Origin of the sequence: Pseudomonas sp. NPDC090203, from assembly GCF_044746765.1 — a bacterium.
In the GTDB taxonomy this organism is placed as follows: Bacteria; Pseudomonadota; Gammaproteobacteria; order Pseudomonadales; family Pseudomonadaceae; genus Aquipseudomonas; species Aquipseudomonas putida_AD.
The window spans coordinates 89632-115117 of the sequence record NZ_JBIVCV010000013.1 but is presented as its reverse complement, the minus strand read 5'-3'; the positions used below and the strand labels follow the sequence as shown (position 1 = coordinate 115117).

At 61.9% G+C, this 25486-nt stretch carries 24 protein-coding genes; 14 read left to right on the top strand and 10 right to left on the bottom strand.

What is annotated here, in order from left to right; all coding sequences use genetic code 11:
- Positions 1–112: 112 nt before the first annotated feature.
- Entirely contained in the window at positions 113–2071 is a 1959-nt protein-coding gene (locus ACIPO9_RS21700; protein WP_400783403.1) for a 7TM diverse intracellular signaling domain-containing protein, read from the bottom strand.
- A gap of 325 nt (positions 2072–2396) precedes the next feature.
- On the opposite strand from ACIPO9_RS21700, the gene ACIPO9_RS21695 reads away from it, so the two are divergent.
- The 4 genes from ACIPO9_RS21695 (at position 2397) to ACIPO9_RS21680 (ending at position 6123) form a co-directional block, all read left to right on the top strand.
- Positions 2397–3194, top strand: a complete 798-nt coding sequence (locus ACIPO9_RS21695; RefSeq protein ID WP_400783401.1) for a hydroxymethylpyrimidine/phosphomethylpyrimidine kinase — start codon at positions 2397–2399, stop codon at positions 3192–3194.
- 27 nt (positions 3195–3221) lie between these two features.
- Positions 3222–3848: a thiamine phosphate synthase gene (thiE, locus tag ACIPO9_RS21690; protein ID WP_400783399.1), complete on the top strand. Its 627-nt coding sequence runs from the start codon at positions 3222–3224 to the stop codon at positions 3846–3848.
- A 50-nt stretch (positions 3849–3898) separates the two neighbouring features.
- Positions 3899–5182: a glutamate-1-semialdehyde 2,1-aminomutase gene (gene hemL, locus ACIPO9_RS21685; protein ID WP_274136746.1), complete on the top strand. Its 1284-nt coding sequence runs from the start codon at positions 3899–3901 to the stop codon at positions 5180–5182.
- A gap of 377 nt (positions 5183–5559) precedes the next feature.
- On the top strand, positions 5560–6123 hold the full coding sequence (locus ACIPO9_RS21680) for a tetratricopeptide repeat protein (protein WP_274136745.1): 564 nt from the start codon (positions 5560–5562) through the stop codon (positions 6121–6123).
- Positions 6124–6128: 5 nt separating this feature from the next.
- On the opposite strand, the gene ACIPO9_RS21675 is transcribed toward ACIPO9_RS21680, so the two are convergent.
- Positions 6129–6455 (bottom strand): DUF1820 family protein, encoded by a 327-nt coding sequence (locus ACIPO9_RS21675; RefSeq protein ID WP_274136744.1) that lies wholly within the window; start codon positions 6453–6455, stop codon positions 6129–6131.
- Positions 6456–6583: 128 nt separating this feature from the next.
- Between ACIPO9_RS21675 and miaB the strand changes: the two genes are divergently transcribed.
- The 5 genes from miaB (at position 6584) to lnt (ending at position 12005) form a co-directional block, all read left to right on the top strand.
- Entirely contained in the window at positions 6584–7912 is a 1329-nt protein-coding gene (miaB, locus tag ACIPO9_RS21670; RefSeq protein WP_274136743.1) for a tRNA (N6-isopentenyl adenosine(37)-C2)-methylthiotransferase MiaB, read from the top strand.
- A 214-nt stretch (positions 7913–8126) separates the two neighbouring features.
- Positions 8127–9137, top strand: a complete 1011-nt coding sequence (locus ACIPO9_RS21665) for a PhoH family protein (protein ID WP_274136742.1) — start codon at positions 8127–8129, stop codon at positions 9135–9137.
- On the top strand, positions 9130–9630 hold the full coding sequence (ybeY, locus tag ACIPO9_RS21660; RefSeq protein WP_274136741.1) for an rRNA maturation RNase YbeY: 501 nt from the start codon (positions 9130–9132) through the stop codon (positions 9628–9630). Before ACIPO9_RS21665 ends, ybeY begins: the two co-directional genes overlap by 8 nt.
- Positions 9631–9635: 5 nt before the next feature.
- A complete protein-coding gene (locus ACIPO9_RS21655; protein WP_274136740.1) occupies positions 9636–10475 on the top strand; it encodes an HlyC/CorC family transporter in 840 nt (279 codons plus the stop codon).
- 9 nt (positions 10476–10484) lie between these two features.
- On the top strand, positions 10485–12005 hold the full coding sequence (gene lnt, locus ACIPO9_RS21650; RefSeq protein ID WP_400783396.1) for an apolipoprotein N-acyltransferase: 1521 nt from the start codon (positions 10485–10487) through the stop codon (positions 12003–12005).
- A 111-nt stretch (positions 12006–12116) separates the two neighbouring features.
- Here the strand turns inward: lnt and ACIPO9_RS21645 are convergent, their stop codons facing one another.
- Together ACIPO9_RS21645 and ACIPO9_RS21640 are read right to left on the bottom strand one after the other, a co-directional pair.
- On the bottom strand, positions 12117–12878 hold the full coding sequence (locus ACIPO9_RS21645; protein ID WP_400783394.1) for a YdcF family protein: 762 nt from the start codon (positions 12876–12878) through the stop codon (positions 12117–12119).
- An 87-nt stretch (positions 12879–12965) separates the two neighbouring features.
- Positions 12966–13352, bottom strand: a complete 387-nt coding sequence (locus tag ACIPO9_RS21640) for a hypothetical protein (protein ID WP_400609091.1) — start codon at positions 13350–13352, stop codon at positions 12966–12968.
- A 291-nt stretch (positions 13353–13643) separates the two neighbouring features.
- Between ACIPO9_RS21640 and leuS the strand changes: the two genes are divergently transcribed.
- The 5 genes from leuS to ACIPO9_RS21615 all read left to right on the top strand — a co-directional run bounded on the left by leuS (position 13644) and on the right by ACIPO9_RS21615 (position 19838).
- Positions 13644–16250: a leucine--tRNA ligase gene (gene leuS / locus ACIPO9_RS21635; RefSeq protein ID WP_400783392.1), complete on the top strand. Its 2607-nt coding sequence runs from the start codon at positions 13644–13646 to the stop codon at positions 16248–16250.
- 89 nt (positions 16251–16339) lie between these two features.
- On the top strand, positions 16340–16945 hold the full coding sequence (lptE, locus tag ACIPO9_RS21630; protein ID WP_400609087.1) for an LPS assembly lipoprotein LptE: 606 nt from the start codon (positions 16340–16342) through the stop codon (positions 16943–16945).
- Positions 16946–16987: 42 nt separating this feature from the next.
- Positions 16988–18025 carry a DNA polymerase III subunit delta gene (gene holA, locus ACIPO9_RS21625; RefSeq protein ID WP_400783390.1) on the top strand — a complete coding sequence of 346 codons (1038 nt, stop codon included), beginning with the start codon at positions 16988–16990 and terminating at the stop codon, positions 18023–18025.
- A 230-nt stretch (positions 18026–18255) separates the two neighbouring features.
- A complete protein-coding gene (arfA, locus tag ACIPO9_RS21620) occupies positions 18256–18414 on the top strand; it encodes an alternative ribosome rescue factor ArfA (protein ID WP_274136547.1) in 159 nt (52 codons plus the stop codon).
- 89 nt (positions 18415–18503) lie between these two features.
- Positions 18504–19838 (top strand): lytic murein transglycosylase, encoded by a 1335-nt coding sequence (locus tag ACIPO9_RS21615; protein ID WP_274136549.1) that lies wholly within the window; start codon positions 18504–18506, stop codon positions 19836–19838.
- Positions 19839–20023: 185 nt separating this feature from the next.
- On the opposite strand, the gene lipA is transcribed toward ACIPO9_RS21615, so the two are convergent.
- The 6 genes from lipA to mltB all read right to left on the bottom strand — a co-directional run bounded on the left by lipA (position 20024) and on the right by mltB (position 25446).
- Entirely contained in the window at positions 20024–21073 is a 1050-nt protein-coding gene (lipA, locus tag ACIPO9_RS21610; protein ID WP_400783387.1) for a lipoyl synthase, read from the bottom strand.
- Position 21074: 1 nt separating this feature from the next.
- Entirely contained in the window at positions 21075–21722 is a 648-nt protein-coding gene (lipB, locus tag ACIPO9_RS21605; RefSeq protein ID WP_400783384.1) for a lipoyl(octanoyl) transferase LipB, read from the bottom strand.
- Positions 21722–21997 (bottom strand): DUF493 domain-containing protein, encoded by a 276-nt coding sequence (locus ACIPO9_RS21600; RefSeq protein WP_274136553.1) that lies wholly within the window; start codon positions 21995–21997, stop codon positions 21722–21724. The genes lipB and ACIPO9_RS21600 overlap by 1 nt, the downstream gene beginning before the upstream one ends.
- A 97-nt stretch (positions 21998–22094) precedes the next feature.
- Positions 22095–23255, bottom strand: a complete 1161-nt coding sequence (locus tag ACIPO9_RS21595; RefSeq protein WP_274136555.1) for a D-alanyl-D-alanine carboxypeptidase family protein — start codon at positions 23253–23255, stop codon at positions 22095–22097.
- Positions 23256–23404: 149 nt separating this feature from the next.
- Positions 23405–24436, bottom strand: a complete 1032-nt coding sequence (locus ACIPO9_RS21590) for a septal ring lytic transglycosylase RlpA family protein (protein ID WP_274136557.1) — start codon at positions 24434–24436, stop codon at positions 23405–23407.
- On the bottom strand, positions 24436–25446 hold the full coding sequence (gene mltB / locus ACIPO9_RS21585; RefSeq protein WP_274136564.1) for a lytic murein transglycosylase B: 1011 nt from the start codon (positions 25444–25446) through the stop codon (positions 24436–24438). Before mltB ends, ACIPO9_RS21590 begins: the two co-directional genes overlap by 1 nt.
- Positions 25447–25486: the final 40 nt, after the last annotated feature.

Genomic DNA, 25486 nt, shown 5'->3' with positions numbered 1-25486 from the left:
GCTTGCCCGCGATGGCGGTGTGTCTGTGCCATCGATGCCATCTGACACACAGCCGTCGCGGGCAAGCGCGCTCCTACAGGGCGAGTGGAGTGTTAATGAATGCCGGGGCGGGTCAGGTGACCGGGGCCTTGGCCTGTGTGACATCCAGACTCAATCTGAACTGGCTGCCTGCGCCGGGCTCGGACTGGTGGCTCAAACGCCCGCCTTGCAGCTCGATCAGTTGCCGGCAGATCGCCAGGCCAATGCCCAGGCCGCCGTATTCGCGGGTCATCGACCCATCGACCTGGTAGAAATTGGCGTACAGCGTTTCCTCGTCCAGGCGGTTGAACCCGATGCCGGTGTCGATCACATCCACCAGCAGCCGCACATGCTGCGCGTCGGTGCACTGACCGTTGACGCGAATCCTGATCGAGCCCTGCTTGGTGAATTTGATTGCGTTGTCGATCAGGCAATCCAGACACTGGCGCAACTTCAGCGCGTCACCCTCCAGGCTGTCCGGCAGTTCGTCCGCCACATCCACGGTCAGGGTCAGGCCCTTGCACCGGGCCATCGGCTCGAAGGTGCTGCGGGCCTGGAACAGCAGGTTGCGCAGGCTGAACATCTCGGTCTGGTAGGTGATTCGTCCGGCCTGCAGCTCGGTCAGGGTGAGGATGCCGTTGACGATGCCCATCATGTTCTGCGCCGAATCGGCTGCGGTCTGGCGATACAGTGCGATCTCGTCTTCGCCGCCTTCCATCTGCATCAGCTCCAGCGAACCGATCACGCCATTCATCGGCGTGCGCAATTCGTGGGTCAGGGTCGCGAGGAACTCATCCTTCAACCTGTTACTGACCGCCAGTTGCTGGTTGAGCTTCTCCAGGTCCCGGGCCGAGTCTTCGGTGATCTGCGCCTGGCGATCGCGCATGGTGTTGATGCGGTCGGCCAGCGCCAGCGACAGCAGCGCGACCTCGACCACCGAGCCGATCTGGCTGGCGTACATGGTCCAGAAGGTGTTGGGCAGGTGCCCCAGCAACATGGTGGCATTGACGATCCCGCCAATCAGGAACGCTGACCAGCCGAAGATGAAATACCGTGCAACGCGCCGCCCCTTGAGCCAGGCGACGATGCCGATCAGCAAGATGACCGGCGTGAAAATCAACACCAGCCCCGTGACCAGACGCAACGCCACGCCGTAATCCATGGTCAGCGACAGGACCATGATGATCGCCGCACAGGCCATCATCACCAGCAGTGGCGCATCCAGCCAGCAGCCCAGGCGCGGGGTCTGCAGGAACTTGCGGGCGAACTGGCTGGCGAACAGGATCGCGGCGGCGATCAGGAAGGTCGTGGAGGTGTTGGCCCACCAAGGGTTGTCGGGCCACAGGTATTCGATCCCGGCACCGTTGACCGACACCTGGTACAGGCCGAAGCAGGTGATGTACAGGATGTAGTAGAGGTAGCTGGTGTCGCGCACGCTCAGGTAGATGAACAGGTTGTAGACCAGCATCACCGCCAGCACGCCGTAGATCATCCCCAGGATGTACAGGCGCGAGGGTTGCTCTTCTATATAGGCGTGGCTGGCCCAGAGGTTGAGCGGTGCCTGCACCGAGCCGTGACTGGCGACCCGCACATAGGCGGTCTTGGTTTCATGGGGTTGCAGGTTGAGGTCGAACAGGTAGTTGTTCTGCCGGATCTGCCGGCTGTGGAACGGCAGCATGTCGCCGGTCTGCCAGGTCAGGCTCGGTGCCGCAGACTCACTGGCCAGGTACAGGTCGACGTGGTCCATCGGCGGATAGGCCAGTTCCAGCAGCCAGTCCGAAGACGCCACGGGATTTTTCGGGCGGTAGGTCAGTTGCACCTTGAGCCAGAACGCCGAGCGCGAGTAGCCGGCATTCAGGGTCGCGGCGTCCAGCGCACGAAACTTCGCCGCGCCTTCTGCCGAAGCAACCTGTTCGATGGTGGCGTCACCGGTGGGGTCTTCGAACACCTGGGTCGCGCGGCCCAGTGCCAGCGTGCGGGTGTTCTCGTCGAACTCCACCGCGCTGGCCAGCATCGGCAGCCAGACGAGAAAAAGGATCAGTAGAACGCGCATGCAACACCGCCCGCAACCGTCTGGGTGGCGTGGCGAATCCCCCGGTTCATTGGAAACAACGTGAGAATCCGGGCCGAACGCTCGGCCAACTGACTAGACGGGCAACGCACTTACAATCACTCTTTTGGCGGGACAGATAAACAGGCTGGACAGCATAGCCACTGATAGCTAGATGACACCACCTTAATCGTCACACGTTAAGCTTTCTTAATGCTTTCAGGACGACCGGCACACACATTCTTACGAACGGTGAACGCGCGGCGAGTTGAAAAATCTGCCGACGACCAGCGGCCCGGCAAAAACTTTAGTGGTAAGCTCGCGCACCATGAATATCTATAGCTCCCGCCCCGTTGTCCTCTGTCTCTCCGGCCACGACCCCAGTGGCGGCGCCGGCCTGCAGGCAGATATCGAAGCCCTGCTCGCCCAGGGCTGCCACGCCGCACCTGCGGTCACCGCCCTGACTGTGCAAGACACCGTGAACGTCACCGACTTCCGGGTGCTGGATCGCGAGTGGGTGCTGGCCCAGGCCAACGCCGTGCTCAACGACTCCACCGTTGCCGCCGTCAAGCTGGGCATGCTCGGCTCGCTGGAAATGGTCGACACCGTGGTCGAACTGCTCACCGCCCACCCGCATCTGCCGATGGTCTGCGACCCGGTGCTGCGTGCAGGTGGCGGCGGCAGGCTGGGCAAGGATGAAGTCGGCTATGCCATGCGCGAGCGTTTGCTGCCGCTGGCAACCATCGCCACACCGAACCTGCCCGAAGCGCGAATCCTGGCCGAGCTGCCGCAAGGCACCGCCGACGAGTGCGCCGAGAAACTGCTGCCGTATTGCGAGCACCTGCTGATCACCGGCGGCCATGGCGACGAGCAGGAAGTGCACAACCGCCTGTACATCCGCAACGGCCAGTCGCGCACCTTCACCTGCCAGCGCCTGCCGGGCAGCTATCACGGTTCGGGTTGCACCCTGGCAAGCGCCCTGGCCGGTCGCCTGGCCCTGGGGCAGGACGTCATCAGCGCGGTACAAACCGCGCTGGACTACACTTGGCGCACGCTGCGCGATGCCGAACAGCTGGGCAAAGGCCAGTTCGTGCCTCGTCGCCTGCCGCTGGATTTCTGCTCCTAGCGTCACGAGATCAAGAGGCACCCCTGAATGAAATTGCGTGGCTTGTATGCCGTTACCGACAGCCAACTGTTGGCTGGCAAATTCCTGTCTTATGTCGAAGCGGCCCTGGATGGCGGCGTGACGTTGCTGCAGTACCGCGACAAGTCCGGTGATGAAACCCGCCGTCTGCGCGAGGCATCGGAACTGCTCAAGCTGTGCGAGCGCTATAAAACGCGACTCATCATCAACGATGACGCCGAAGTGGCGGCGCGCCTGGGCGTTGGCGTGCACCTGGGCCAGACCGACGGCTCGCTGCCCGACGCCCGCGCCCTGCTCGGCCACAAGGCTATCGTCGGCGCCACCTGTCACGCCGAACTTGCGCTGGCTGAAAAGGCCAAGACCGACGGCGCGACCTACGTGGCCTTCGGACGTTTCTTCAATTCCAACACCAAGCCCGGCGCCCCTGCGTGCAGCCTGGAGATGCTGGCCGAAGCGCGAAAACGCATCTCGCTGCCGATTGCCGTGATTGGCGGGGTCACCCTGGAAAACGCAGCGCCCCTGGTGGCCCACGGCGCCGATCTGCTGGCCGTGGTGCATGGCCTGTTCGGTGCAGAAACCGCTCAGGAAGTCACCCGCCGCGCCCGCACCTTCAACGACTTGTTCAAAACGGCCTGATCTCGTTTCAGGCCGTCACAACCCTATTCGATTCAAACAGAGACCTCATCATGTCCCGTTCTGAAACCCTGTTCGCCAACGCCCAGAAACACATCCCCGGCGGCGTCAACTCGCCGGTTCGCGCCTTCAAGAGCGTGGGCGGCACTCCGCTGTTCTTCAAGCACGCAGCTGGCGCCTATGTCACCGACGAAGACGACAAGCGCTATGTGGATTACGTCGGCTCCTGGGGTCCGATGATTCTGGGCCACAGCCATCCGGACGTCCTGGATGCCGTGCGCAAGCAACTGGAACACGGCCTGTCCTACGGCGCGCCGACCGCGATGGAAACCGAGATGGCGGACCTGGTCTGCTCGATCGTGCCGTCGATGGAAATGGTGCGCATGGTCAGCTCCGGCACCGAAGCCACCATGAGCGCGATCCGTCTGGCCCGCGGCTACACCGGCCGCGACAGCATCATCAAGTTCGAGGGCTGCTACCACGGTCACTCCGACAGCCTGCTGGTGAAGGCCGGCTCCGGCGCGCTGACCCTGGGCGTGCCAAGCTCGCCGGGCGTGCCTGCCGCGTTCGCCAAACACACCCTGACCCTGCCGTTCAACGACATCGAAGCGGTCAAGGCGATGCTTGCCGAAGTCGGCCAGGAAGTGGCGTGCATCATCGTCGAGCCGGTCGCGGGCAACATGAACTGCGTACCGCCTGCACCCGGCTACCTGCAAGGCCTGCGCGAAGAATGCGACAAGCACGGCGTGGTGCTGATTTTCGACGAAGTGATGACCGGTTTCCGCGTTGCTCTGGGCGGTGCCCAGGCCTATTACGGTGTCAAACCTGACCTGAGCACCTTCGGCAAGATCATCGGCGGCGGCATGCCGGTGGGCTGCTTCGGTGGCAAGCGCGAAATCATGTCGCACATCGCACCGCTGGGCCCGGTCTATCAGGCGGGCACGCTGTCGGGCAACCCGCTGGCGATGGCCGCTGGCCTGACCACCCTGCGCCTGATCAGCCGCCCGGGCTTCCACGACGAACTGAGCGCATTCACCACGCGCCTGCTCGAAGGCCTGCAACAGCGCGCTGACGCCGCGGGCATCCCGTTCGTGACCACCCAGGCGGGCGGCATGTTCGGCCTGTATTTCACCAGCGCCAAGCAGATCGTCACCTTCGAAGACGTCATGAGCAGCGACGCAGAGCGCTTCAAGCGCTTCTTCCACCTGATGCTCGAAGGCGGCGTGTACCTGGCGCCGAGCGCGTTCGAAGCCGGCTTCACCTCCATCGCCCATGGCGAAGCGGAGTTGCAGCTGACCCTGGACGCGGCCGAGAAGGCGTTTGCCCAGCTCAAGTGACGCACACCACCCGTAGCAGTCCGGCTTGCCGGCGAACAGGGAGTGTCAGTCAAGGCAACGCTGGCTGACACGACGCGGTCGCGGGCAAGCGCGCTCCTACAGGTCGGAACGCGATCACTTGTAGGAGCGCGCTTGCCCGCGACGGCGTCGTCCTATAATCACCATGGCAGGTTGATTTGCGATATCCGTGGGTTATTTTTATTGGATGTTTAGTTCTGCACGCCGCTTTGACGCCCTGAATACAGGCAAATCAAGCCCGTGCAGCAGAAAAACTGCAAAGACTTTGTAAGGTTGGCCCTGCTTATTTCATAATGCGCAGCCAGCACGTTCAGCTGGACGGGCATACCCGCACCTTTTTCAGAGGTAAGTCGACTTCCATGAATCGCACCGGCCGCACCCTTGCATTGGGCTGCCTGTTGCTTCTTCATCCCCTGCTGGCGAATGCAGGTGGCAACTCGTTGTTAATCCCAGCGGTGGGTCGTTGCACCCTGAATACTCAGCCGGACAACTTGCCAGCAGCGCTGGCGGCCTGTCAGCAGGCGGCAAAGGGCGGGGATGCGCAAGCACAATACGAGTTGGGACAGTTCTATTACGACGGCAAGAATGCACCGCGTGATCTGACTCAGGCACTCAACTACTTCGAACAGGCCTCGTTGCAAGGCCATGCCCAGGCACAGTATCAACTGGGCCTGATGTTCTTCCGTGGCGAAGGCGTGCAAGCCAATAACATCCAGGCTTATATCGTGCTGAAGATGGCGGCGGTCAACGGTTCGGAAGATGCCCTGGACCAGGCCGACGAAGTTTCCGCACAGATGAAAAAGGAAGACCTGGAAGTCGCGACCCAAGTACTGGGGCAGATTTTCCGCAAATACCTGCTGGAACTGCAAACCGCCGAAGGGCGCACACCTTTCGCGCCCTTCCCCGACACCAGCAAGCCTTAACCGGGTTACTTGTCCTGCATCGGCATCGGGAACGGCATGACATTTCCGGTCGGGCGCGCCTCGCTGATTTTCGCCGTTCCCATGCGCTCCACCTCGTCGATACGCACGATCGAATGCATCGGCACAAAGCTGCGCACCACGCCATCGAACTGCGCCTTGAGCTTCTCTTCGCTGGGGTCTACCACAACGGTCGTGCGCTCACCGAAGACGAATTCCTCCACTTCCAGGAAACCCCACAGATCGCTTTGGTAGATCTGTTTGGCGTACATCTCGAACACCTGTCCCTGGTTGAGAAAAATCACCTTGTAGATTGGAGCTTCGCGTTTGGTCATAACAGGCAGGTAATGATCGGTGTCTTGAAAGGGCGCGAACTATAGCATGCCGCTCGTGAGGCAATGCTAGGAACCCGGGGCCCGCAGCACTATAATGCGCGGTTCTTCGAATCACCTGATGAACCCGCATGGCCAAGAAGCTCTACATCGAAACCCACGGCTGCCAGATGAACGAGTACGACAGCTCGCGCATGGTGGACCTTTTGGGCGAACATCAGGCACTGGAAGTCACCGCACGCGCGGAAGACGCCGATGTCATCCTGCTCAACACCTGCTCGATCCGCGAGCGGGCGCAGGATCGCGTCTACTCCCAGCTTGGCCGCTGGCGTGAACTGAAGCTGGCGAACCCGCAGATGGTGATCGCGGTCGGCGGTTGCGTTGCCAGCCAGGAAGGCGCGGCGATTCGTGACCGTGCGCCCTACGTCGATGTGGTGTTCGGCCCGCAGACCCTGCACCGCCTGCCGGAAATGATTGACGCGGCGCGTACCACCCAGTTGCCGCAGGTGGACGTGTCATTCCCCGAGATCGAGAAATTCGACCACCTGCCCGAGCCCCGCGTAGACGGCCCGAGCGCCTACGTGTCGGTCATGGAAGGCTGCAGCAAGTACTGCACCTTCTGCGTCGTGCCGTACACCCGTGGCGAAGAGGTCAGCCGGCCGTTCGACGACGTCATCACCGAGGTGTTCCACCTGGCCGAGAACGGCGTGCGCGAAGTGACGCTGCTGGGCCAGAACGTCAATGGTTATCGCGGCACCACCCATGACGGCCACGTGGCAGACCTCGCCGAGCTGATTCGCACAGTCGCGGCCATCGACGGCATCGACCGCATTCGCTACACCACCTCGCACCCGCTGGAATTCTCGGACAGCCTGATCCAGGCCCACGCCGAGGTGCCCGAGCTGGTCAAGCACCTGCACCTGCCGGTGCAATCGGGCTCGGACCGCATCCTGGCGGCGATGAAACGCAACCACACGGTGCTCGAATACAAATCGCGCCTTCGCAAGCTGCGCGCAGCGGTGCCGGACATCTGCATCAGTTCGGACTTCATCGTCGGCTTCCCCGGCGAAACCGAGAAAGACCACCTGAACACCATGAAGCTGGTCGAAGACGTGGGCATGGATTTCTCCTACTCCTTCGTCTACAGCTCGCGCCCGGGCACGCCAGCAGCAGACCTGGCCGACGACACCCCGGAAGAGGTCAAGAAGGAACGGCTCAAGCAACTGCAGGAGCTGATCAACCGTCAGGGCTTCGAGATCAGCCGCAAGATGGCCGGCACCGTGCAGCGCATCCTGGTGACCGACTATTCGAAAAAGGACCCCGGCGAGCTGCAGGGCCGCACCGAGAACAACCGCATCGTCAACTTCCGTTGCGACAACCCCAAGCTGATCGGCCAGTTCGTCGACGTGCACATCGACAGCGCGCAACCGCATTCGCTGCGTGGGTCGTTGCTTCAGTAACCTGCACAAAACCCTGTAGGAGCGCGCTTGCCCGCGACCGCAGTGTGTCAGCCAGATTCAAGTTGACTGACACACCTCAATCGCGGGCAAGCGCGCTCCTACAAAAGAAATCGAAGCTGCTCACAGACCATTAGTAAGCGGCCCCTTTCGAACACCGCCCGCAGGGTTTATCCTTCATCTCATCATTCTTGCCGTCGGGCGGCTAAAAACCACTTTGAACGCACCTATCGAACCACATCGTTTCAGCCTCGAACCTATCGAGGCCCATCGCTTCGCCAATCTGTGCGGGCAATTCGACGAGCATTTGCGCCTGATCGAACAACGCCTGGACATCGAGATCCGCAATCGCGGAGGCCAGTTCGAGATGATCGGCGAGCGCAAACAGACCACCTCGGCCGAAAACCTGCTGCGTCGACTGTATCGGGAAACCAAGAGCACCGAGCTGTCACCGGACATGGTTCACCTGTTCCTGCAGGAATCGGGCGTCGAAGAGCTGGATAACCATCCTGCCGCCGAAGTCGGCGTTGCCCTGCGCACCAAGAAAGGCATGATTCGCCCACGGGGCCTGAATCAGCAGCGCTACGTGAAGGAAATCCTCGCCAACGACATCAACTTCGGCATCGGCCCGGCCGGTACCGGCAAGACCTACCTTGCCGTCGCCGCAGCCGTCGATGCGCTGGAGCGCGAAACCATTCGCCGCATCCTGCTGGTTCGTCCGGCGGTCGAAGCGGGCGAGAAGCTCGGTTTCCTGCCTGGCGACCTGGCGCAGAAGATCGACCCGTACCTGCGACCGCTCTACGACGCACTCTACGAGATGCTCGGCTTCGAATACGTGGCCAAGCTGATCGAGAAACAGGTGATCGAAGTTGCGCCGCTGGCCTACATGCGCGGCCGCACCCTTAATAACAGCTTCATCATTCTGGACGAGAGTCAGAACACCACCGTCGAGCAGATGAAGATGTTCCTGACCCGTATCGGCTTCGGCTCCACCGCCGTCATCACCGGTGACATCACCCAGATCGACCTGCCTCGCGGCACGAAATCCGGCCTGACCCACGTCATCGACGTGCTCAAGGATGTACCGGGCATCAGCTTCACGCACTTCGCACCCAAGGACGTCGTGCGCCACCCACTGGTGCAACGCATCGTCGAAGCCTACGAGCGCTTCGAGGCCAACGCCGCCCAGAACGGCCAGGCCAGCGGGGATAATCGCCGCGATGCTTGAACTGGACCTGCAAATTGCCAGTGAAGCCAGCGCCCCGAGCGAAGCCCAGTTTCGCCTCTGGTGCGAGATGGGCCTGCGCCAGCGCTCGGCTGACTCGGAAATGACCATCCGCCTGGTCGACGAAGCCGAAGGCCGCGAGCTGAACCACACCTGGCGTCACAAAGATTACGCCACCAACGTGCTGTCGTTCCCTGCCGACGTGCCCGACGATCTGCTGGACATTCCCCTGCTGGGCGATCTGGTGATCTGCGTGCCGGTCGTCGCCCGCGAGGCTGCCGAACAGGGCAAGGCGCTGGACGCCCACTGGGCGCACCTGGTGATACACGGCTGCCTGCACCTGCTGGGCTTCGATCACATCGAAGACGACGAAGCCGAAGAGATGGAAGCACTGGAACGGGAGTTGCTTGCAGAACTGGGCTACCCCGATCCCTACGCCGACGACGAACTCGTCGACACCCCACACACTGCAACACCCGGCAAGGACCACGAGTAAGGGCTATGAGCGAAGACCGATCGAGCAACGGGCAAAAGTCATGGTTGGGCAAACTGACCCAGGCATTTGCCCACGAGCCGAAAAACCGCCAGGAGCTGCTAGAGCTACTGCGCGAAGCCCACCAGAACAAGCTGCTGGACAGCGAAGCGCTGGCCATCGTCGAAGGCGCGATTCAGGTCGCCGACCTGCAGGTTCGCGACATCATGGTGCCGCGTTCGCAGATGATCAGCATCAAGGCCAGCCATAGCCCTCGTGAATTCCTGCCTGCGGTGATCGACTCGGCGCACTCGCGCTACCCGGTCATCGGCGAAAGCCACGACGACGTGCTCGGCGTGCTGCTGGCCAAGGACCTGCTGCCACTGATCCTCAAGGACGACGGCGGCGCGGGCGATGTGAAGAATCTGCTGCGTCCGGCCACCTTCGTGCCCGAGTCCAAGCGCCTGAACGTGCTGCTGCGTGAATTCCGCGCCAACCACAACCACATGGCCATCGTCATTGACGAATATGGCGGCGTGGCCGGCCTTGTCACCATCGAGGACGTGCTGGAGCAGATCGTCGGCGACATCGAGGATGAACACGACGTCGAGGAAGACAGCTACATCAAGCCGTTGCCCAGCGGCGACTTCCTGATCAAGGCGCTGACGCCGATCGAGAGCTTCAACGAGTTCTTCGACAGCGAATTCTCCGACGACGAATTCGACACCGTCGGCGGCCTGGTGATGAATGCGTTCGGGCATTTGCCCAAGCGTAACGAAATCACCGAAATCGGCGCGTACCGTTTCCGCATTCTCAACGCCGATAGCCGTCGTATCCACCTGTTGCGCCTGAGCCCGATCTCACGCTAAGGAATGTAAATGCGCTGGATCACCCGCCCCGGCTGGCCCGGTAACCTGCTGGCCATGGTGGCTGGCGCATTGGTCACCCTGGCCCTGGCGCCATTCGATATCTGGCCGCTGGCGATAGTCGCGCTGGTGCTGTTCTACCTGGGCCTGCGCGACCTCAAGCCTCGTCAGGCACTGTGGCGCGGCTGGAGCTACGGCTTCGGCCTGTTCGGCGGCGGCACCAGCTGGATCTACGTCAGCATCCACACCTATGGCGAGGCGCCGGTGTGGCTGGCGGTGTTCCTGATGGTGCTGTTCTGCGCATCGGTGGCGCTCTTCTTTGCCCTGCCCGCCTGGCTCTGGGCGCGCTGGATTCGCCGCAACGAGGCGCCGCTGGCTGACGCACTGGCCTTCGCCGCCCTGTGGTTCGGCCAGGAAATGTTCCGTGGCTGGTTCCTCACTGGCTTCCCCTGGCTGTATTCCGGCTACAGCCAGCTCGACGGCCCACTCCAGGGTCTCGCGCCGTTGGGCGGAATGTGGCTGATCTCCTTTACCCTCGCGCTCACGGCGGCCTTGCCGTGCAACCTGCCTCGCTTGCGGGCACGTAAGAGCTTTCTGGTCACGGGTATCGTTCTGCTGCTGGCACCCTGGGTCGCGGGTATCGCCCTGAAGAATCACGTCTGGACCGAGCCTTCCGGCGCGCCATTGAAGGTCGCGGCCATGCAAGGCAACGTCGAGCAGAGCATGAAATGGGACCCGGCTGCGCTCAATGCGCAACTGGCGCTGTATCGGGACATGACGTTCACCGCGCAGAAAGCCGACCTGATCATCTGGCCGGAAACTGCCGTGCCGGTGCTCAAGGAGTCGGTGGAAGGTTATCTGTCGGTGATGGGCAAATTCGCCGCCGAACGCAATTCGGCCCTGATTACCGGCGTGCCCCTGCGGCAGATGGGCGGTCACGGCGAATATCGCTACTACAACGGCATTACCGTGACCGGCGAAGGCGATGGCACCTACCTGAAACAAAAGCTGGTGCCGTTTGGCGAGTACGTGCCCCTGCAGGACGTGCTGCGCGGGCTGATCACCTTCTTCAACCTGCCGATGTCGGACTTCGCGCGCGGCCCTGCCGACCAGCCGCTGTTGCAGGCCAAGGGATACCAGATCGCGCCGTTCATCTGCTATGAAGTGGTGTATCCGGAATTCGCTGCCGGGCTGTCTGCCCAGAGTGACCTGTTGCTCACCGTGAGTAACGACACCTGGTTCGGCACCTCCATCGGCCCGCTGCAACACCTGCAAATGGCGCAGATGCGTGCGCTGGAAGCCGGCCGCTGGATGATCCGCGCCACCAACAACGGTGTCAGCGCGCTGATCGACCCGTTCGGCAAGATCACCACCACCGTGCCGCAGTTCGAGAAAGCGGTGATGTACGGCGAAGTCACCCCGATGCGCAACCTCACGCCATACCTGCACTGGCGCTCGTGGCCGCTGATCGTCCTGTCGTTGCTGCTGATCGGCTGGGCACTGATAGCAAGCCGAATCGCCAAAACCGTCTGATGTTGCGGCAAACGTTGTAGGAGCGCGCTTGCCCGCGACGGCGTCGTGTCAGGTTCATATTTGGCACAGACAGATCGCGTCGCGGGCAAGCGCGCTCCTACAGGTTTTGCATCACCGGTAGAACAATTTGTAACCCACCAGCCCCGCCGCTTCGTTGAGCAACTGCCCGTTCTGCCACACCGCCCTGGCCTCCGGCGACCAGCCGCCAAACGGGCGGGCATTGTCCTTGCCCAGATACCCCACCGGCGCAGGCACCACGCTGAAACCGGCCTTCTCGAAGCTCCACACCGAACGTGGCATGTGCCAAGCCTGAGTCACCACGACCACCCGCTTGATACCCTGAGGCAACAGCATGGCAGCGGACATCGTGGCGTTCTCCCAGGTCGTGCGGCTCTCGCCTTCCTGCCAGCGCACGGTCACGCCGAAGTCATCGCGCAGCGAATCGGCCATGATCGCCGCCTCGCTGGGCGGCTCACCGTAGTGCAGGCCACCGGCGACCAGAATCGGCAATCCCGAAGCCTTGGCCATCCGCGCCGCATAGCGCATCCGCTCAAGGGCGGTGCCGGTAGGAATGTCGCCACCCCAACTCGGATCATTGCGCTCGCGCCCCGAGCCCAGCACCACGATGGCATCGGCCCGTTGCGCCAGGGTCGCCCAGTCGCTCTGGGGCATGGGGGGAATGGTCTCGATGCCCTTGCCCGACCACTCGACCACGATCGGCAAACTCATGGCCCACATGCCGCCCAATCCGACCACAAACAGCACTCGCGCAACTAGCGGCCTGGACTTTCTCAACCACCAGGCAAACAGGATAAACAGCAGGAATATGCCCGGAGGCAACAAGAGGTTTTTGAGGAAGTAACGAAAAGGCATCGGGCATCTCCAGAAAGATGCCCGAAGCCTAAAAGGATTGACGCTAAGCAACAATGCTTAATCAGGCGGGATTGAAACCCGCGAAGGTTAACGCTTGAAATGTTTGCTGGAACTGTAACGACTCAACTTCGACGACACCTTGGCGCGACGCTGATCCTTCAGCCAGATGACATTGGCTGATGTGCGCGGGGCGCGGACCGGTTCGGACGGCTCACGTGACGCGCTTGAACTTCCTTTCTTCAGGTTCGATGCTTCCCCTTTTGCGACGGCTTCTCTCTTGTCCGGATGTGCAACATCCAGATAAGCCTCGATCAGCTGGAATTCGGCCTGGCTCAAACCACGCAACTCCAGTTCAGCGGGGTATTCATTGCGAAGCCGGACTGCTGTTTTCGCCATGTCCAAGGCCAGCCCCAGACGATCGATCAAACGGTCATACAGATCAGGTTTCTCTACTTGGTGCCGCAACTCTCCCATCCGCTCACCTCACTGAAGATAAACACATACCCTCGTAAATGAGCTTAGCGGCACTGTAAAAACCGGCGCGATGCCGCGACCAACGGCGGCGCGCGGGCCATCGGGGCAAATCAGGGTTTCCCTAGGCAGTCGGCGCTCATGTATGCTACGGCGCTTCCTGTAATTCCACTTCCGCTCACCGGAACACGAACACCGCGCGTCAGCCGATGCCCCTTGAGGCAGGTAACGCCCACCCGTTCCGGGAACGCAGCGAAGAGGTCAAGGGTCACCAATCTCAAGTCAAAAGTAGCCATGCACGAACTCTATCAGCCCCGCGAAATCGAAGCCGCCGCCCAGACCTTCTGGGAAGAGCAAAAGTCCTTTGAAGTCAGTGAACAGCCAGGCAAGGAAAGCTACTACTGCCTGTCGATGTTCCCTTACCCGAGCGGCAAGCTACACATGGGGCACGTGCGCAACTACACCATCGGCGACGTGATCTCCCGCTACCAGCGCATGCTCGGCAAGAACGTCCTGCAACCGATGGGTTGGGACGCCTTCGGCATGCCGGCGGAAAACGCCGCGATGAAGAACAACGTGGCCCCGGCCAAGTGGACCTACGAAAACATCGCCTACATGAAGACCCAGCTTCGCAGCCTGGGCCTGGCGGTGGACTGGTCCCGTGAAGTCACGACCTGCAAGCCGGATTACTACCGCTGGGAACAATGGCTGTTCACTCGCCTGTTCGAAAAAGGCGTGATCTACCGCAAGAACGGCACCGTGAACTGGGACCCGGTCGACCAGACCGTTCTGGCCAACGAGCAGGTCATCGATGGCCGCGGCTGGCGTTCGGGCGCAGTGATCGAGAAACGCGAAATCCCGATGTACTACTTCAAGATCACGGCCTACGCCGATGAGCTGCTGGAGAGTCTGGATGACCTGCCGGGCTGGCCTGAACAGGTCAAGACCATGCAGCGCAACTGGATCGGCAAGTCCCGCGGCATGGAAGTGCAGTTCCCGTACGATCAGGCCTCGATCGGCGAAGCCGGCGCGCTGAAAGTCTTCACGACCCGTCCTGACACCCTGATGGGCGCCACCTACGTGGCCGTGGCCGCCGAGCACCCGCTGGCGACCCTGGCAGCGCAGAACGATCCTGAGCTGCAAGCCTTCATCAACGAATGCAAGAGCGGCAGCGTCGCCGAAGCCGACGTCGCCACCCAGGAAAAGAAAGGCCTGCCGACCTCGCTGTTCGTCGAGCACCCTCTGACCGGCGAAAAACTGCCGGTGTGGGTCGCCAACTATGTACTGATGCACTACGGCGACGGCGCTGTAATGGCAGTACCGGCCCACGACGAACGTGATTTCGAGTTCGCCAACAAGTACAACCTGCCGATCAAGTCGGTGGTGCGCACCAGCGCCGGCGACGAGTCCCCTGCCCCATGGCAGGAAGCGTATGGCGAGCACGGCGAACTGATCAACTCCGGCGAGTTCAACGGCCTGGACTTCTCCGGCGCGTTCGACGCCATCGAAGTCGCGCTGATCAAGAAAGAACTGGGCAAGTCGCGCACTCAGTTCCGCCTGCGTGACTGGGGCATCAGCCGTCAGCGTTACTGGGGCTGCCCGATCCCGATCATTCACTGCCAGGCATGCGGCGATGTGCCAGTGCCGGAAGGTCAACTGCCCGTCGTGCTGCCTGAAAACGTGGTGCCGGACGGCGCCGGTTCGCCACTGGCGCGCATGCCTGAGTTCTACGAGTGCAGCTGCCCGAAATGCGGCCAGCCTGCCAAGCGTGAAACCGACACCATGGACACCTTCGTCGAGTCGTCCTGGTACTACGCTCGCTACGCCTCGCCACACTTCGAGGGTGGCCTGGTGGAAAAATCCGCGGCTGACCACTGGCTGCCGGTCGATCAATACATCGGCGGCATCGAGCACGCGATCCTCCACCTGCTCTACGCGCGCTTCTTCCACAAGCTGATGCGCGACGAAGGCCTGGTGAGCTCCAACGAGCCATTCAAGAACCTGCTGACCCAGGGCATGGTGATCGCCGAGACCTACTATCGCCGCGAAGCCAACGGTGCCTACACCTGGTTCAACCCGGCGGACGTCGAACTCGAGCGCGACAGCAAGGCCAAGGTCATCAGCGCCAAACTGATCGCCGACGGTCTGCCGGTGGAAATCGGCGGCACCGAGAAGATGGCCAAGTCGAAGAACAACGGCGTCGACCCACAGTCGATGATCGATCAGTTCGGCGCGGACACCTGCCGACTGTTCATGATGTTCGCATCGCCGCCAGACATGAGCGCCGAATGGTCCGACTCCGGCGTCGAAGGCTCGCACCGCTTCCTCAAGCGCGTCTGGCGTCTGGCTCAGGCCCACGTAGCTCAGGGGCTGCCGGGCAAGCTCGACATTTCCAGCCTGACTGACGAGCAGAAAGCCGTTCGCCGTTCGATCCACCTGGCCATCAAGCAGGCCAGCCACGACGTCGGCCAGAATCACAAATTCAACACCGCCATCGCTCAGGTCATGACGCTGATGAACGTGCTGGAAAAAGCAGCCCAGGACACCGAACAGGATCGCGCGCTGGTTCACGAAGGTCTGGAAACCGTCACCCTGCTGCTGGCACCGATCACTCCACACATCAGCCATGAGCTGTGGAACCGACTGGGCCACACCGGTGCCGTGATCGACGCGACCTGGCCGGTACAGGATGAAAGCGCTCTGGTGCAGGACAGCCTGACGCTGGTCGTCCAGGTCAACGGCAAGCTGCGCGGGCAGATCGAAATGCCGGCCAGCGCCAGCCGCGAGGAAGTCGAAGCTGCTGCACGGACCAACGAAAACGTCCTGCGCTTCATCGACGGCCTGACGATCCGCAAAGTGATCGTGGTACCCGGCAAACTGGTGAACATCGTCGCCAGCTGATTGGATCGGGCGCCAGAACGATTCTGGCGCCGAACACACTTGCAGAGCCCGCACTTTCGGGTTCAAACGGATTCAAGGGGAGCAACAAGATGATCAAACGCAATCTGCTGGTAATGGGCCTCGCCGTGCTGCTGAGCGCCTGTGGTTTCCAGCTGCGCGGCACCGGCACCAACGCCCTGTCGATCAAGGAGCTGGACCTGAGCGCCCGTGACGCCTACGGCGACGTGGTCACCCAACTGCGTCAGACACTGACCAACAGCGGAGTGCACGTCTACACCGGCGCCCAGTACAAACTGTTCCTGGCCCGCGAAGACGAAACCCAGCGCACCGCCAGCTACGCAGGCTCCGGTCGCTCGGCTGAATATGAGCTGACCACCGTGCTCAAGTACGAAGTCCAGGGCATCAAGGGCGTTCCGCTGCTCGATGACAACGTTCAGACCACCAAGGTCTTCGTTCACGACGGCAACAACCTGATCGGTTCGGATCAGGAAGCCGAGCAGATCCGCAAGGAAATGCGCAGCGACCTGGTGCAGAAGATGATGGCACGCCTGCAACTGCTGACGCCGCAGCGTCTGGACGAGCTGCAAGCCAAGGCTGATGCCGCGGCCCGTGCACAGGCCGATGCCGAAGCGGCCGCCCAGCGCGTTCGCGACGAGACGCCTCAGCAGTCGCCTATCGAAATCCCGTCCAAGTGATGGCACTGGGGCCGGTTCGCCGGCCCCAACCTTTTCCGAATCATGAAACTCGCCTCCGCCCAACTCGCCAAGCACCTGCAAGGCACACTCGCGCCTGTGTACATCGTCAGCGGCGATGACCCGCTGCAATGCCAGGAAGCCTGCGACGCCATCCGCGCCGCGGCTCGCCAGCAGGGTTTCGATGAACGCCAGGTATTCAGCGCCGACTCAAACTTCGACTGGGGCACACTGCTGCAAGCCGGGGCGAGCATGTCGCTGTTCGCCGAACGACGCCTGCTGGAACTGCGCCTGCCCTCAGGCAAGCCCGGAGACAAAGGCGCCGCCGCCCTGCTGGAATACTGCGCCCGCCCTGCCGAAGACACGCTGCTGCTCATCAGCCTGCCCAAGCTCGACGGTTCCGCACAGAAAACCAAGTGGGGCAAGGCGCTGGTCGAAGGCCCGCAAACCCAGTTCGTGCAGATCTGGCCGGTGGATGCCAGCCAGTTGCCGCAGTGGATTCGTCAACGCCTGGGCCAGGCCGGCCTGGCTGCCAGCCCCGATGCGGTCGAGCTGATCGCCGCGCGTGTTGAAGGCAACCTGCTGGCCGCCGCCCAGGAAATCGAAAAGCTCAAGCTGATGGCCGAACAGGGGCAGATCACTGTGGAAACCGTGCAAGCTGCGGTGGCCGACAGTGCGCGCTTCGACGTCTTCGGCCTGACTGACGCGATCCTCAATGGCGAAGCCTCCCACGCCCTGCGCATGCTCGAAGGCCTGCGCGGCGAAGGCGTCGAGCCTCCGGTGATCCTCTGGGCGCTGTCGCGGGAGCTGCGGGTGCTCGCCAACCTGGCGTTGCAATACAGCCAGGGCGTGCCGTTGGACAAGGCGTTCAGCCAGGCGCGACCACCCATCTGGGACAAGCGCAAGCCGTTGATGAGCAAGGCCTTGCAACGCCACTCGGCGCGGCGCTGGGCCCAACTGCTGATGGACGCCCAACGCATCGACGCGCAGATCAAGGGCCAGGCCGAGGGTTCGGTGTGGAACAGCCTGAGCCTGCTGTCGCTGCACATGGCCGGGCAACGTCTGCCGCTGCCGTCGGAATAACCGTTTCCCCCTGTAGGAGCGCGCTTGCCCGCGATCGCGTCTATTCAGACACTGATGTGCTGAATGGCACACGTCGTCGCGGGCAAGCGCGCTCCTACAGGTAAGCATCGCTCTCGTAGCAGCACGGCTTGCCGGCGGGGGCGATGCGATAGCACAGATCAATTAGACCTGCGCCCGAATCTGGCCGATCATCCCTGCCGCTTTCCCCCACACCCGCGAGAGAAAATGCCATGAGCAAAGCCAAGAAGCGGCCGAACAAGGCCAAGTCCATCATCGCCCAGCCCCTGTTCCGCAGCCGCCAGGAACAACCCGCCAAGGGCAAGGGCAGCTACCGCCGCGAAGCCTTCCAGTCGAAAAACTGGGAGGCTTCTTCCGTTATGGCGGCCTGAAAAACACGCAAGGTTACTGACCGGCGCCCCGTCGGCCGGGCCAGCATGTTAAGGTCTACACCTTACGGTTTATACCTGTGGACCCCAGAATGCCCTTTAGCTTTCCCCGTCGTTGGCATGTCCGCCAACTGATCGCCGCCGCAAGCACGCTCGTGCTGGTTGCCTGCGCGGAGCAGCCCACTGCCGCCGTCGCCACTCCGCTTCAAACCGCTCCCATGCAGGTCGCCAAGGCCTCGCCGCCGCCTCCCGGTGCCGTAGCGCAGCCAGATGATGGCAATTTCGAAATCCAGCCGGCCATGAGCTTCAGTGAGTGGCAGAGCATGTTCCGCGCCCAGGCCCTCAATGCCGGGATTCGCCCGGATGTGTTCGACAAGGCTTTCGCTGGCGTGACCCCGGACATGAGCGTCGTCAAGGCTGACCGCAGCCAGCCCGAGTTCACCCGCCCGGTATGGGAGTACCTCGATGGCGCGATGTCCGCCGTGCGCGTGCGCAAGGGCCAGGCGTTGCTGGCTCAGTACGCCGACGTGCTGACGGCCATCGAACAACGCTACGGCGTCGACCGCCAGGCGCTGATCGCGGTGTGGGGCATGGAAAGCAGCTTCGGGCAGTTCCAGGGCACTCAGTCGGTGATCCGCTCGCTGGCGACCCTGGCCTATGAAGGCCGTCGGCCACAGTTTGCCCAGGATCAACTGATCGCCGCGCTGCAGATCATCCAGCACGGCGATATCGACGCGCCAAGCATGCTGGGCTCGTGGGCCGGTGCGATGGGGCAGACCCAGTTCATCCCCACCACCTACAACACCCATGCCGTGGACTTCGACGGCGATGGCCGGCGCGATATCTGGAACTCGCCTGCCGACGCCCTCGCCTCCACTGCCCACTACCTGCAAAGCTCAGGCTGGCAGAAAGGTCAGCCTTGGGGTTTCGAAGTGCAATTGAGCCAGGGTTTCGACTATGCCCTGGCCGATGCCTCGACCCGCAAGAGCATCGGCGAGTGGCAACAACTGGGCCTCAAGCTGCCGAACGGTTCGACCCTGCCCGGCAACCTGTTGCAGCAGCAGGCGGCCCTGTTGCTGCCAGCCGGCTACAAAGGCCCTGCGTTCCTGGTGATGGATAACTTCCGGGCGATCCTGAAGTACAACAACTCGTCGTCCTATGCACTGGCCATCGGGCTGTTGTCCGAGCGTTTCACCGGTGGCGGCTATGTGATTGGCCAATGGCCACGCGGTGACCGCCCCCTGAGCCGCTCCGAGCGCATCGAGCTGCAAACCCTGCTCTCGGCCCGTCAGTATGACGCAGGCGCCCCGGACGGCATCATCGGCGCCAATACGCGCAAGGCCATTCGCAGCGCGCAGCAGTCGTTTGGCTGGCCGGCCGATGGCTACCCGACGCAAGAGCTGCTGGATAACCTGCGCCGGCCCTGAAGCACCTACTGTAGGAGCGCGCTTGCCCGCGACCGCGTCATTTCAGACACTGATGTGCTGAATGGCACACCTCGTCGCGGGCAAGCGCGCTCCTACAGGGAGTACCGCACAAATAAAAAGGGCCGGATATCGCTATCCGGCCCTTTTGATCGTTCCCACGCTCTGCGTGGGAACCCGACCAGCCATCAACCCGCCGTCAGCAACGACTTGGTCAGCTTGGCCTGTTCGTCAGCGTGGTACGAGGAACGCACCAGCGGGCCCGACGCAACGTTCTTGAAGCCCATCTTGTAGCCTTCCTCGGCGAACCAGGCGAAGGTGTCCGGATGCACGAAGCGCTGCACCGGAAGGTGGCTGCGGGAAGGTTGCAGGTACTGGCCCAGGGTCAGCATGTCGATGTTGTGCTCTCGCATGCGCTGCATCACTTCGATCACTTCGTCATCGGTCTCGCCCAGACCCAGCATCAGGCCGGACTTGGTCGGCACGTGAGGGACCATTTCCTTGAAGCGTTGCAGCAGGGTCAGCGACCACTGGTAGTCCGAGCCCGGACGCGCAGCCTTGTACAGGCGCGGCACGGTTTCCAGGTTGTGGTTGAACACATCCGGCGGCGTGGCAGCGGTGATTTCCAGCGCGATGTCCATGCGGCCACGGTAGTCCGGAACCAGCGTTTCCAGTTGCACGTTCGGCGACAGGGCGCGGATTTCGCGGATGCAGTCGGCGAAGTGCTGGGCACCGCCGTCACGCAGGTCATCACGGTCAACGGAGGTGATCACGACGTACTTGAGTTTCAGGTCGGCGATGGCAACCGCCAGGTTCTTCGGCTCGTCCACGTCCAGGGCTTTAGGACGGCCATGACCCACGTCGCAGAACGGGCAGCGACGGGTGCAGATGTCACCCATGATCATGAAGGTCGCGGTGCCGCCGGAGAAGCACTCACCCAGGTTCGGGCAGGACGCTTCTTCGCAGACGCTGTGCAGCTTGTGCTTGCGCAGCAGCTGCTTGATGCGGTCGACTTCCGGGGAAACCGGAATGCGCACGCGAATCCAGTCGGGCTTTTTCGGCAGCTCGACCGTCGGGATGATCTTCACCGGGATGCGAGCAACTTTTTCCGCACCGCGCAGCTTCACGCCGGCTTCAACTTTGGGACGCGCTGCACGCTCAGGCGTTACAACGTTCACTGTCGGGATCAGGGTCTCTGTAATCACGGCTGTCTCTGCCGCTTCATGCGCAGTAGTCATATCAATCGATTCCGCCCGCTAGGGTCGTCTGCTCAGCATAGTCGAGGTGTCTGACGAGCTGCGCACGCAGCCGGGCACTAACCTCGGCAAATTCAATCGGCCCTGCCAGATCGCGCAGCTGGGTCATGGCCAGCCCCGCGTACCCACAGGGATTGATCCGTTGGAACGGCTCCAGGTCCATGTCGACGTTCAACGCCAGCCCATGGAATGAACAACCGTTACGGATACGAAGGCCCAGGGATGCGATCTTCGCCCCATCGACGTAGACCCCCGGTGCCTCGGGTCTGGCAGCTGCCGTGACGCCGTAGCTGGCCAGCAGATCGATCAGGCTGTTTTCGATCCGGGTGACCAGTTCGCGCACGCCAAAACCCAGGCGACGCACGTCCAGCAACAGGTAAACCACCAGTTGACCGGGACCATGATAAGTCACTTGGCCACCGCGATCGACCTGTACCACCGGAATATCAGCCGGAAGTAGTAGATGCTCGGGCTTTCCGGACTGCCCCTGGGTGAAAACCGGCGGGTGCTGGACCAGCCAGATTTCATCAGGGGTTTGCCGATCGCGCCCGTCGGTGAAGCGCTGCATGGCTTGCCAGGCGGGCTCGTAGTCGATCAGTCCGAGATCACGAAAGCCCAGACGTTCGCCCATCACAGCACCATGTGCACGAAACCTGTGGCCCGCAGCTCGCTGTTGATGTTGTAGAGCTGATCCTGGTCGGTGGCGAGGATGTGCAGCTGCACGGTGGTGTACTTGCCGTTGCTGCTCTGGCGTTCGTCCACGCGTTCATCGTTGATCTTCGCGTGTTTGCCGACGATCTCGATGGCTTTGTCTTTATTGCCGGCTCCGGTATCGCAGATGATCTTGATCGGATAATCGGCGCATGGGAATTCGATTTTTGGGGCTTTAACTTCGGTATCTGTCATGGCAGTAACGGCCTCGTAAGCCGGAAAACGGACAGGCCCCCACCGCGAAAGCGGCAGGGGCACACGGAACGCTGATCGTTTCCGGGATCAGTAACGATCAGTTGAACAGACTGTAGAAGAACATGCGAATGCTGTCCCACAGGCGGCGGAAGATACCACCTTCCTCAACGCCGTCCATCGCGATGAGATTAGCGGTGCGCACGACCTTGTCTTCCAGCTTCACTTCAACCTGACCGATCACGTCGCCCTTGGCGATAGGTGCAACCAGCTTCGGATTGATGGTCATGCTGGCGGTGAGCTTCTTCATCTCGCCTTTAGGCATGGTCATGGACAGATCGTCGGCCAGGCCGGCCTTGACCTGACGCTCGGTGCCTTTCCAGACGGCAGCCTGGGCCAGTTCGGTGCCCTTCTGGTAGAAGGTCTGGGTTTCGAAGAAACGGAAACCGTAGGTCAAAAGCTTCTGGGTTTCAGCAGCACGGGCCTGCTCGCTGTTGGTACCGAATACCACGGCAATCAGACGCATGCCGTCACGAACGGCCGAGGACACCATGCAGTAGCCGGCTTCTTCGGTGTGACCGGTTTTCAGACCGTCGACGGTCTTGTCACGCCACAGCAGCAGGTTGCGGTTCGGTTGCTTGATGCCGTTCCAGAAGAACTCTTTCTGCGAGTAGATCGCGTAGTGAGCCGGGTCTTCGTGGATGATCGCACGTGCCAGCAGCGCCATGTCGTGCGCGGTGGAGTAGTGATCCGGGTTCGGCAGGCCGGTCGGGTTCATGAAGTGGCTGTTGACCATGCCCAGGTCGCCAGCGGTCTTGTTCATCATGTCGGCGAACGCATCTTCGCTGCCGGCGATGTGCTCGGACACCGCGACGCTGGCGTCGTTGCCCGACTGGATGATGATGCCGTGCAGCAGGTCGCTGACAGTCACCTGGCTGCCGACCTTGATGAACATCCGCGAACCACCGGTGCGCCAGGCGTTTTCGCTGATGGTCACAGGGTCGTTTTCGCCGATCTGGCCGCGACGGATTTCCAGGGTCGCAATGTAGGCCGTCATCAGTTTGGTCAGGCTGGCCGGCGGCAGGCGCTGGTCACCGTTGTTCTCCACCAGAACGTTGCCGCTGTTGGCATCCATCAGCACATAAGCCTTGGCAGCCAGTTGCGGTGGCGATGGCGTCATCTGCTCTGCCGCGAAGACGGCAGGCGCGGTGAACAGTGGAATAAGCAGGCAAAGTCTTTTTGCGAAGGTGGTGATGTTCATCCGTCTCTCGAAAATGCTAATGGGCAAACATGCCCTTGCGGGCAAAGCGGTGGTGCCGGGCTTTCCCGGCAAACGGGCCCACATTCTACAGATGTGCCCGTGAAATGTGGCTGACAACCCTTGCTCTGGCGGCAAGTCTGATCCAATTGTTACTGATCTGAAGTGACGACGCTCGGCGACCCCAGGTTGGCCGATCTCACACTGTTCTGCAGCTGCGCGGCTTCACCCGGCGTGTCGACCGGCCCCATCCGCACGCGATAGAGCGTCTGCTGGTTGCGTGCGATCGAGCTCACGAAAACCGGCGCCCGCACCATCCCGCTCAGCTTGGACCTCAGGAGTTCCGCAGCGTCCGGGTTGGCGAAGGCTCCCACCTGGAGAAACAGCCCAGACGCTGGTCCGGAAGCGTTTTTTTTTGCATCGATCGGAACCGGCGATACCGGCGCGGCATGCTGCTGCGGCGGTGGCGTCCATTGCTCGATGGTGCCCGCCGACGCGGTAATCACCGGCGCCGCCGGTTGCGGACGTGCCGCCGGGCCGCTGAGCGCCACTTGCGGCTGATCCAGCATCAACGGCGCAGGTTTGCCACGCTGGGCCCAGTACTGGGCCGGGTCGATGCCTTCAACCTTGACCCGCGCGGTGCCGATCTCGGCATAGCCGAGCTTCTTGGCGGCCGCGTAGGACAGGTCGATGATGCGGTCCGAATAGAACGGCCCACGGTCATTGACCCGCAGGATCACGGTACGGTTGTTGTCCAGGTTGGTCACGCGAACGTAGCTGGGCAGCGGCAGCGTCTTGTGCGCCGCGCTCATGCCGTACAGGTCGTAGACCTCGCCGTTGGCCGTGTTCTGGCCGTGGAACTTGGTGCCGTACCAGGAGGCCGTGCCGGTCTGCACGTAGCTGGCCGAGTCGCTCAGCGGGAAGTAGGTCTTGCCCAGCACCGTGTAGGGGTTGGCCTTATAGGCGCCGGTGTGCAGCGTTGGCACGGCGTCGGGAATGCGCGACACATCGACATCCCACCACGGCGCGCCGTCCTTGTGGGCACGGTTGATGTCCAGCCCCGGCTGGGAGCGGATGATGTTGCCTTGCTGGGTCGGTCGACTGGTGGAACAGCTGACGACCAGCAGTGCCAGCGCCGCGAAGGCCATCAGTTTCAATGGTTGTTGCATCGGCAATGACCGCATTACTTGACGCCCCGAGCTTGAACAAGCAGTTCAGACAGCTGATGCACGGCCATGGCGTACATCACGCTGCGGTTGTACCGCGTGATTGCGTAAAAATTCTTCAAACCCATCCAGTATTCAGGGCCATTGTCGCCTTCGAGGCGAAAAGCCGTGACCGGCATATCATCGCGCAGCGCATCATGACTCGCCCAGCCCAGGGCTCGCAACTCCCCGACGGTCTTCACAGGCTCGATGCCCGGGCTCAGACCCTGGTCGACGCGGTCGCCACTGACGCTCGCCCGGCTCACGACACCTTCGCCCGCGACCCAGCCATGGCGCTTGAAATAACTGGCGACGCTGCCGATGGCATCGTCCGGGTTGTTCCAGATATTGATGTGGCCGTCGCCGTCGAAATCCACCGCATAAGCTCGAAAACTGCTCGGCATGAACTGCGGCAAACCCATGGCGCCGGCGTACGATCCCTTGAGCGTCAAGGGGTCGACCTGCTCTTCGCGGGCCAGCAGCAGGAACTCTCGCAGCTCCTTGCGGAAAAATTCCGCACGAGGAGGATAGTCGAAACCCAGCGTCGATAACGCATCGATTACCCGGTAATTTCCGGTATTTCGACCAAAAAATGTTTCAACGCCAATGATCGAAACGATCACCTGGGCAGGCACGCCGTACTCTTTTTCAGCACGGGCAAGCACTGCCTCATGCTGGCGCCAGAAGTCCACGCCACGGGCGACGCGGGCGTCGGTGAGGAACATCGGGCGGTAATCCTTCCACGCCTTCACCTTCTCGGCAGGCCTTGAAATGGCATCGAGAATCGACTGTTTGCGCTGCACATCACGAAACACTTCGATCAGTTGTTCACCCGCGAAACCGTAGTCGCGCGTCATGTCACTGACGAACTGAGCGACCTGGGGCGAACCCTCATAGTCGCCGGCAAGCGACTCCTGCACTGACCCGAGGATGCCCATCAGACCGACCAGCGGCACATATCGAGCAGCCCAGCCACGCACTACCTGCATTGAATTCTTTACCTTAGGAAAACCTGAACGGTTTCTCACC

Coding starts and splice junctions, on each gene's coding strand:
- ACIPO9_RS21700 (WP_400783403.1), bottom strand. CDS start 2,071: ATGCGCGTTCTACTGATCCTTTTTCTCGTCTGGCTGCCGATGCTGGCC.
- ACIPO9_RS21695 (WP_400783401.1), top strand. CDS start 2,397: ATGAATATCTATAGCTCCCGCCCCGTTGTCCTCTGTCTCTCCGGCCAC.
- thiE (WP_400783399.1), top strand. CDS start 3,222: ATGAAATTGCGTGGCTTGTATGCCGTTACCGACAGCCAACTGTTGGCT.
- hemL (WP_274136746.1), top strand. CDS start 3,899: ATGTCCCGTTCTGAAACCCTGTTCGCCAACGCCCAGAAACACATCCCC.
- ACIPO9_RS21680 (WP_274136745.1), top strand. CDS start 5,560: ATGAATCGCACCGGCCGCACCCTTGCATTGGGCTGCCTGTTGCTTCTT.
- ACIPO9_RS21675 (WP_274136744.1), bottom strand. CDS start 6,455: ATGACCAAACGCGAAGCTCCAATCTACAAGGTGATTTTTCTCAACCAG.
- miaB (WP_274136743.1), top strand. CDS start 6,584: ATGGCCAAGAAGCTCTACATCGAAACCCACGGCTGCCAGATGAACGAG.
- ybeY (WP_274136741.1), top strand. CDS start 9,130: ATGCTTGAACTGGACCTGCAAATTGCCAGTGAAGCCAGCGCCCCGAGC.
- ACIPO9_RS21655 (WP_274136740.1), top strand. CDS start 9,636: ATGAGCGAAGACCGATCGAGCAACGGGCAAAAGTCATGGTTGGGCAAA.
- lnt (WP_400783396.1), top strand. CDS start 10,485: ATGCGCTGGATCACCCGCCCCGGCTGGCCCGGTAACCTGCTGGCCATG.
- ACIPO9_RS21645 (WP_400783394.1), bottom strand. CDS start 12,878: ATGCCTTTTCGTTACTTCCTCAAAAACCTCTTGTTGCCTCCGGGCATA.
- ACIPO9_RS21640 (WP_400609091.1), bottom strand. CDS start 13,352: ATGGGAGAGTTGCGGCACCAAGTAGAGAAACCTGATCTGTATGACCGT.
- leuS (WP_400783392.1), top strand. CDS start 13,644: ATGCACGAACTCTATCAGCCCCGCGAAATCGAAGCCGCCGCCCAGACC.
- lptE (WP_400609087.1), top strand. CDS start 16,340: ATGATCAAACGCAATCTGCTGGTAATGGGCCTCGCCGTGCTGCTGAGC.
- holA (WP_400783390.1), top strand. CDS start 16,988: ATGAAACTCGCCTCCGCCCAACTCGCCAAGCACCTGCAAGGCACACTC.
- arfA (WP_274136547.1), top strand. CDS start 18,256: ATGAGCAAAGCCAAGAAGCGGCCGAACAAGGCCAAGTCCATCATCGCC.
- ACIPO9_RS21615 (WP_274136549.1), top strand. CDS start 18,504: ATGCCCTTTAGCTTTCCCCGTCGTTGGCATGTCCGCCAACTGATCGCC.
- lipA (WP_400783387.1), bottom strand. CDS start 21,073: ATGACTACTGCGCATGAAGCGGCAGAGACAGCCGTGATTACAGAGACC.
- lipB (WP_400783384.1), bottom strand. CDS start 21,722: ATGGGCGAACGTCTGGGCTTTCGTGATCTCGGACTGATCGACTACGAG.
- ACIPO9_RS21600 (WP_274136553.1), bottom strand. CDS start 21,997: ATGACAGATACCGAAGTTAAAGCCCCAAAAATCGAATTCCCATGCGCC.
- ACIPO9_RS21595 (WP_274136555.1), bottom strand. CDS start 23,255: ATGAACATCACCACCTTCGCAAAAAGACTTTGCCTGCTTATTCCACTG.
- ACIPO9_RS21590 (WP_274136557.1), bottom strand. CDS start 24,436: ATGCGGTCATTGCCGATGCAACAACCATTGAAACTGATGGCCTTCGCG.
- mltB (WP_274136564.1), bottom strand. CDS start 25,446: ATGCAGGTAGTGCGTGGCTGGGCTGCTCGATATGTGCCGCTGGTCGGT.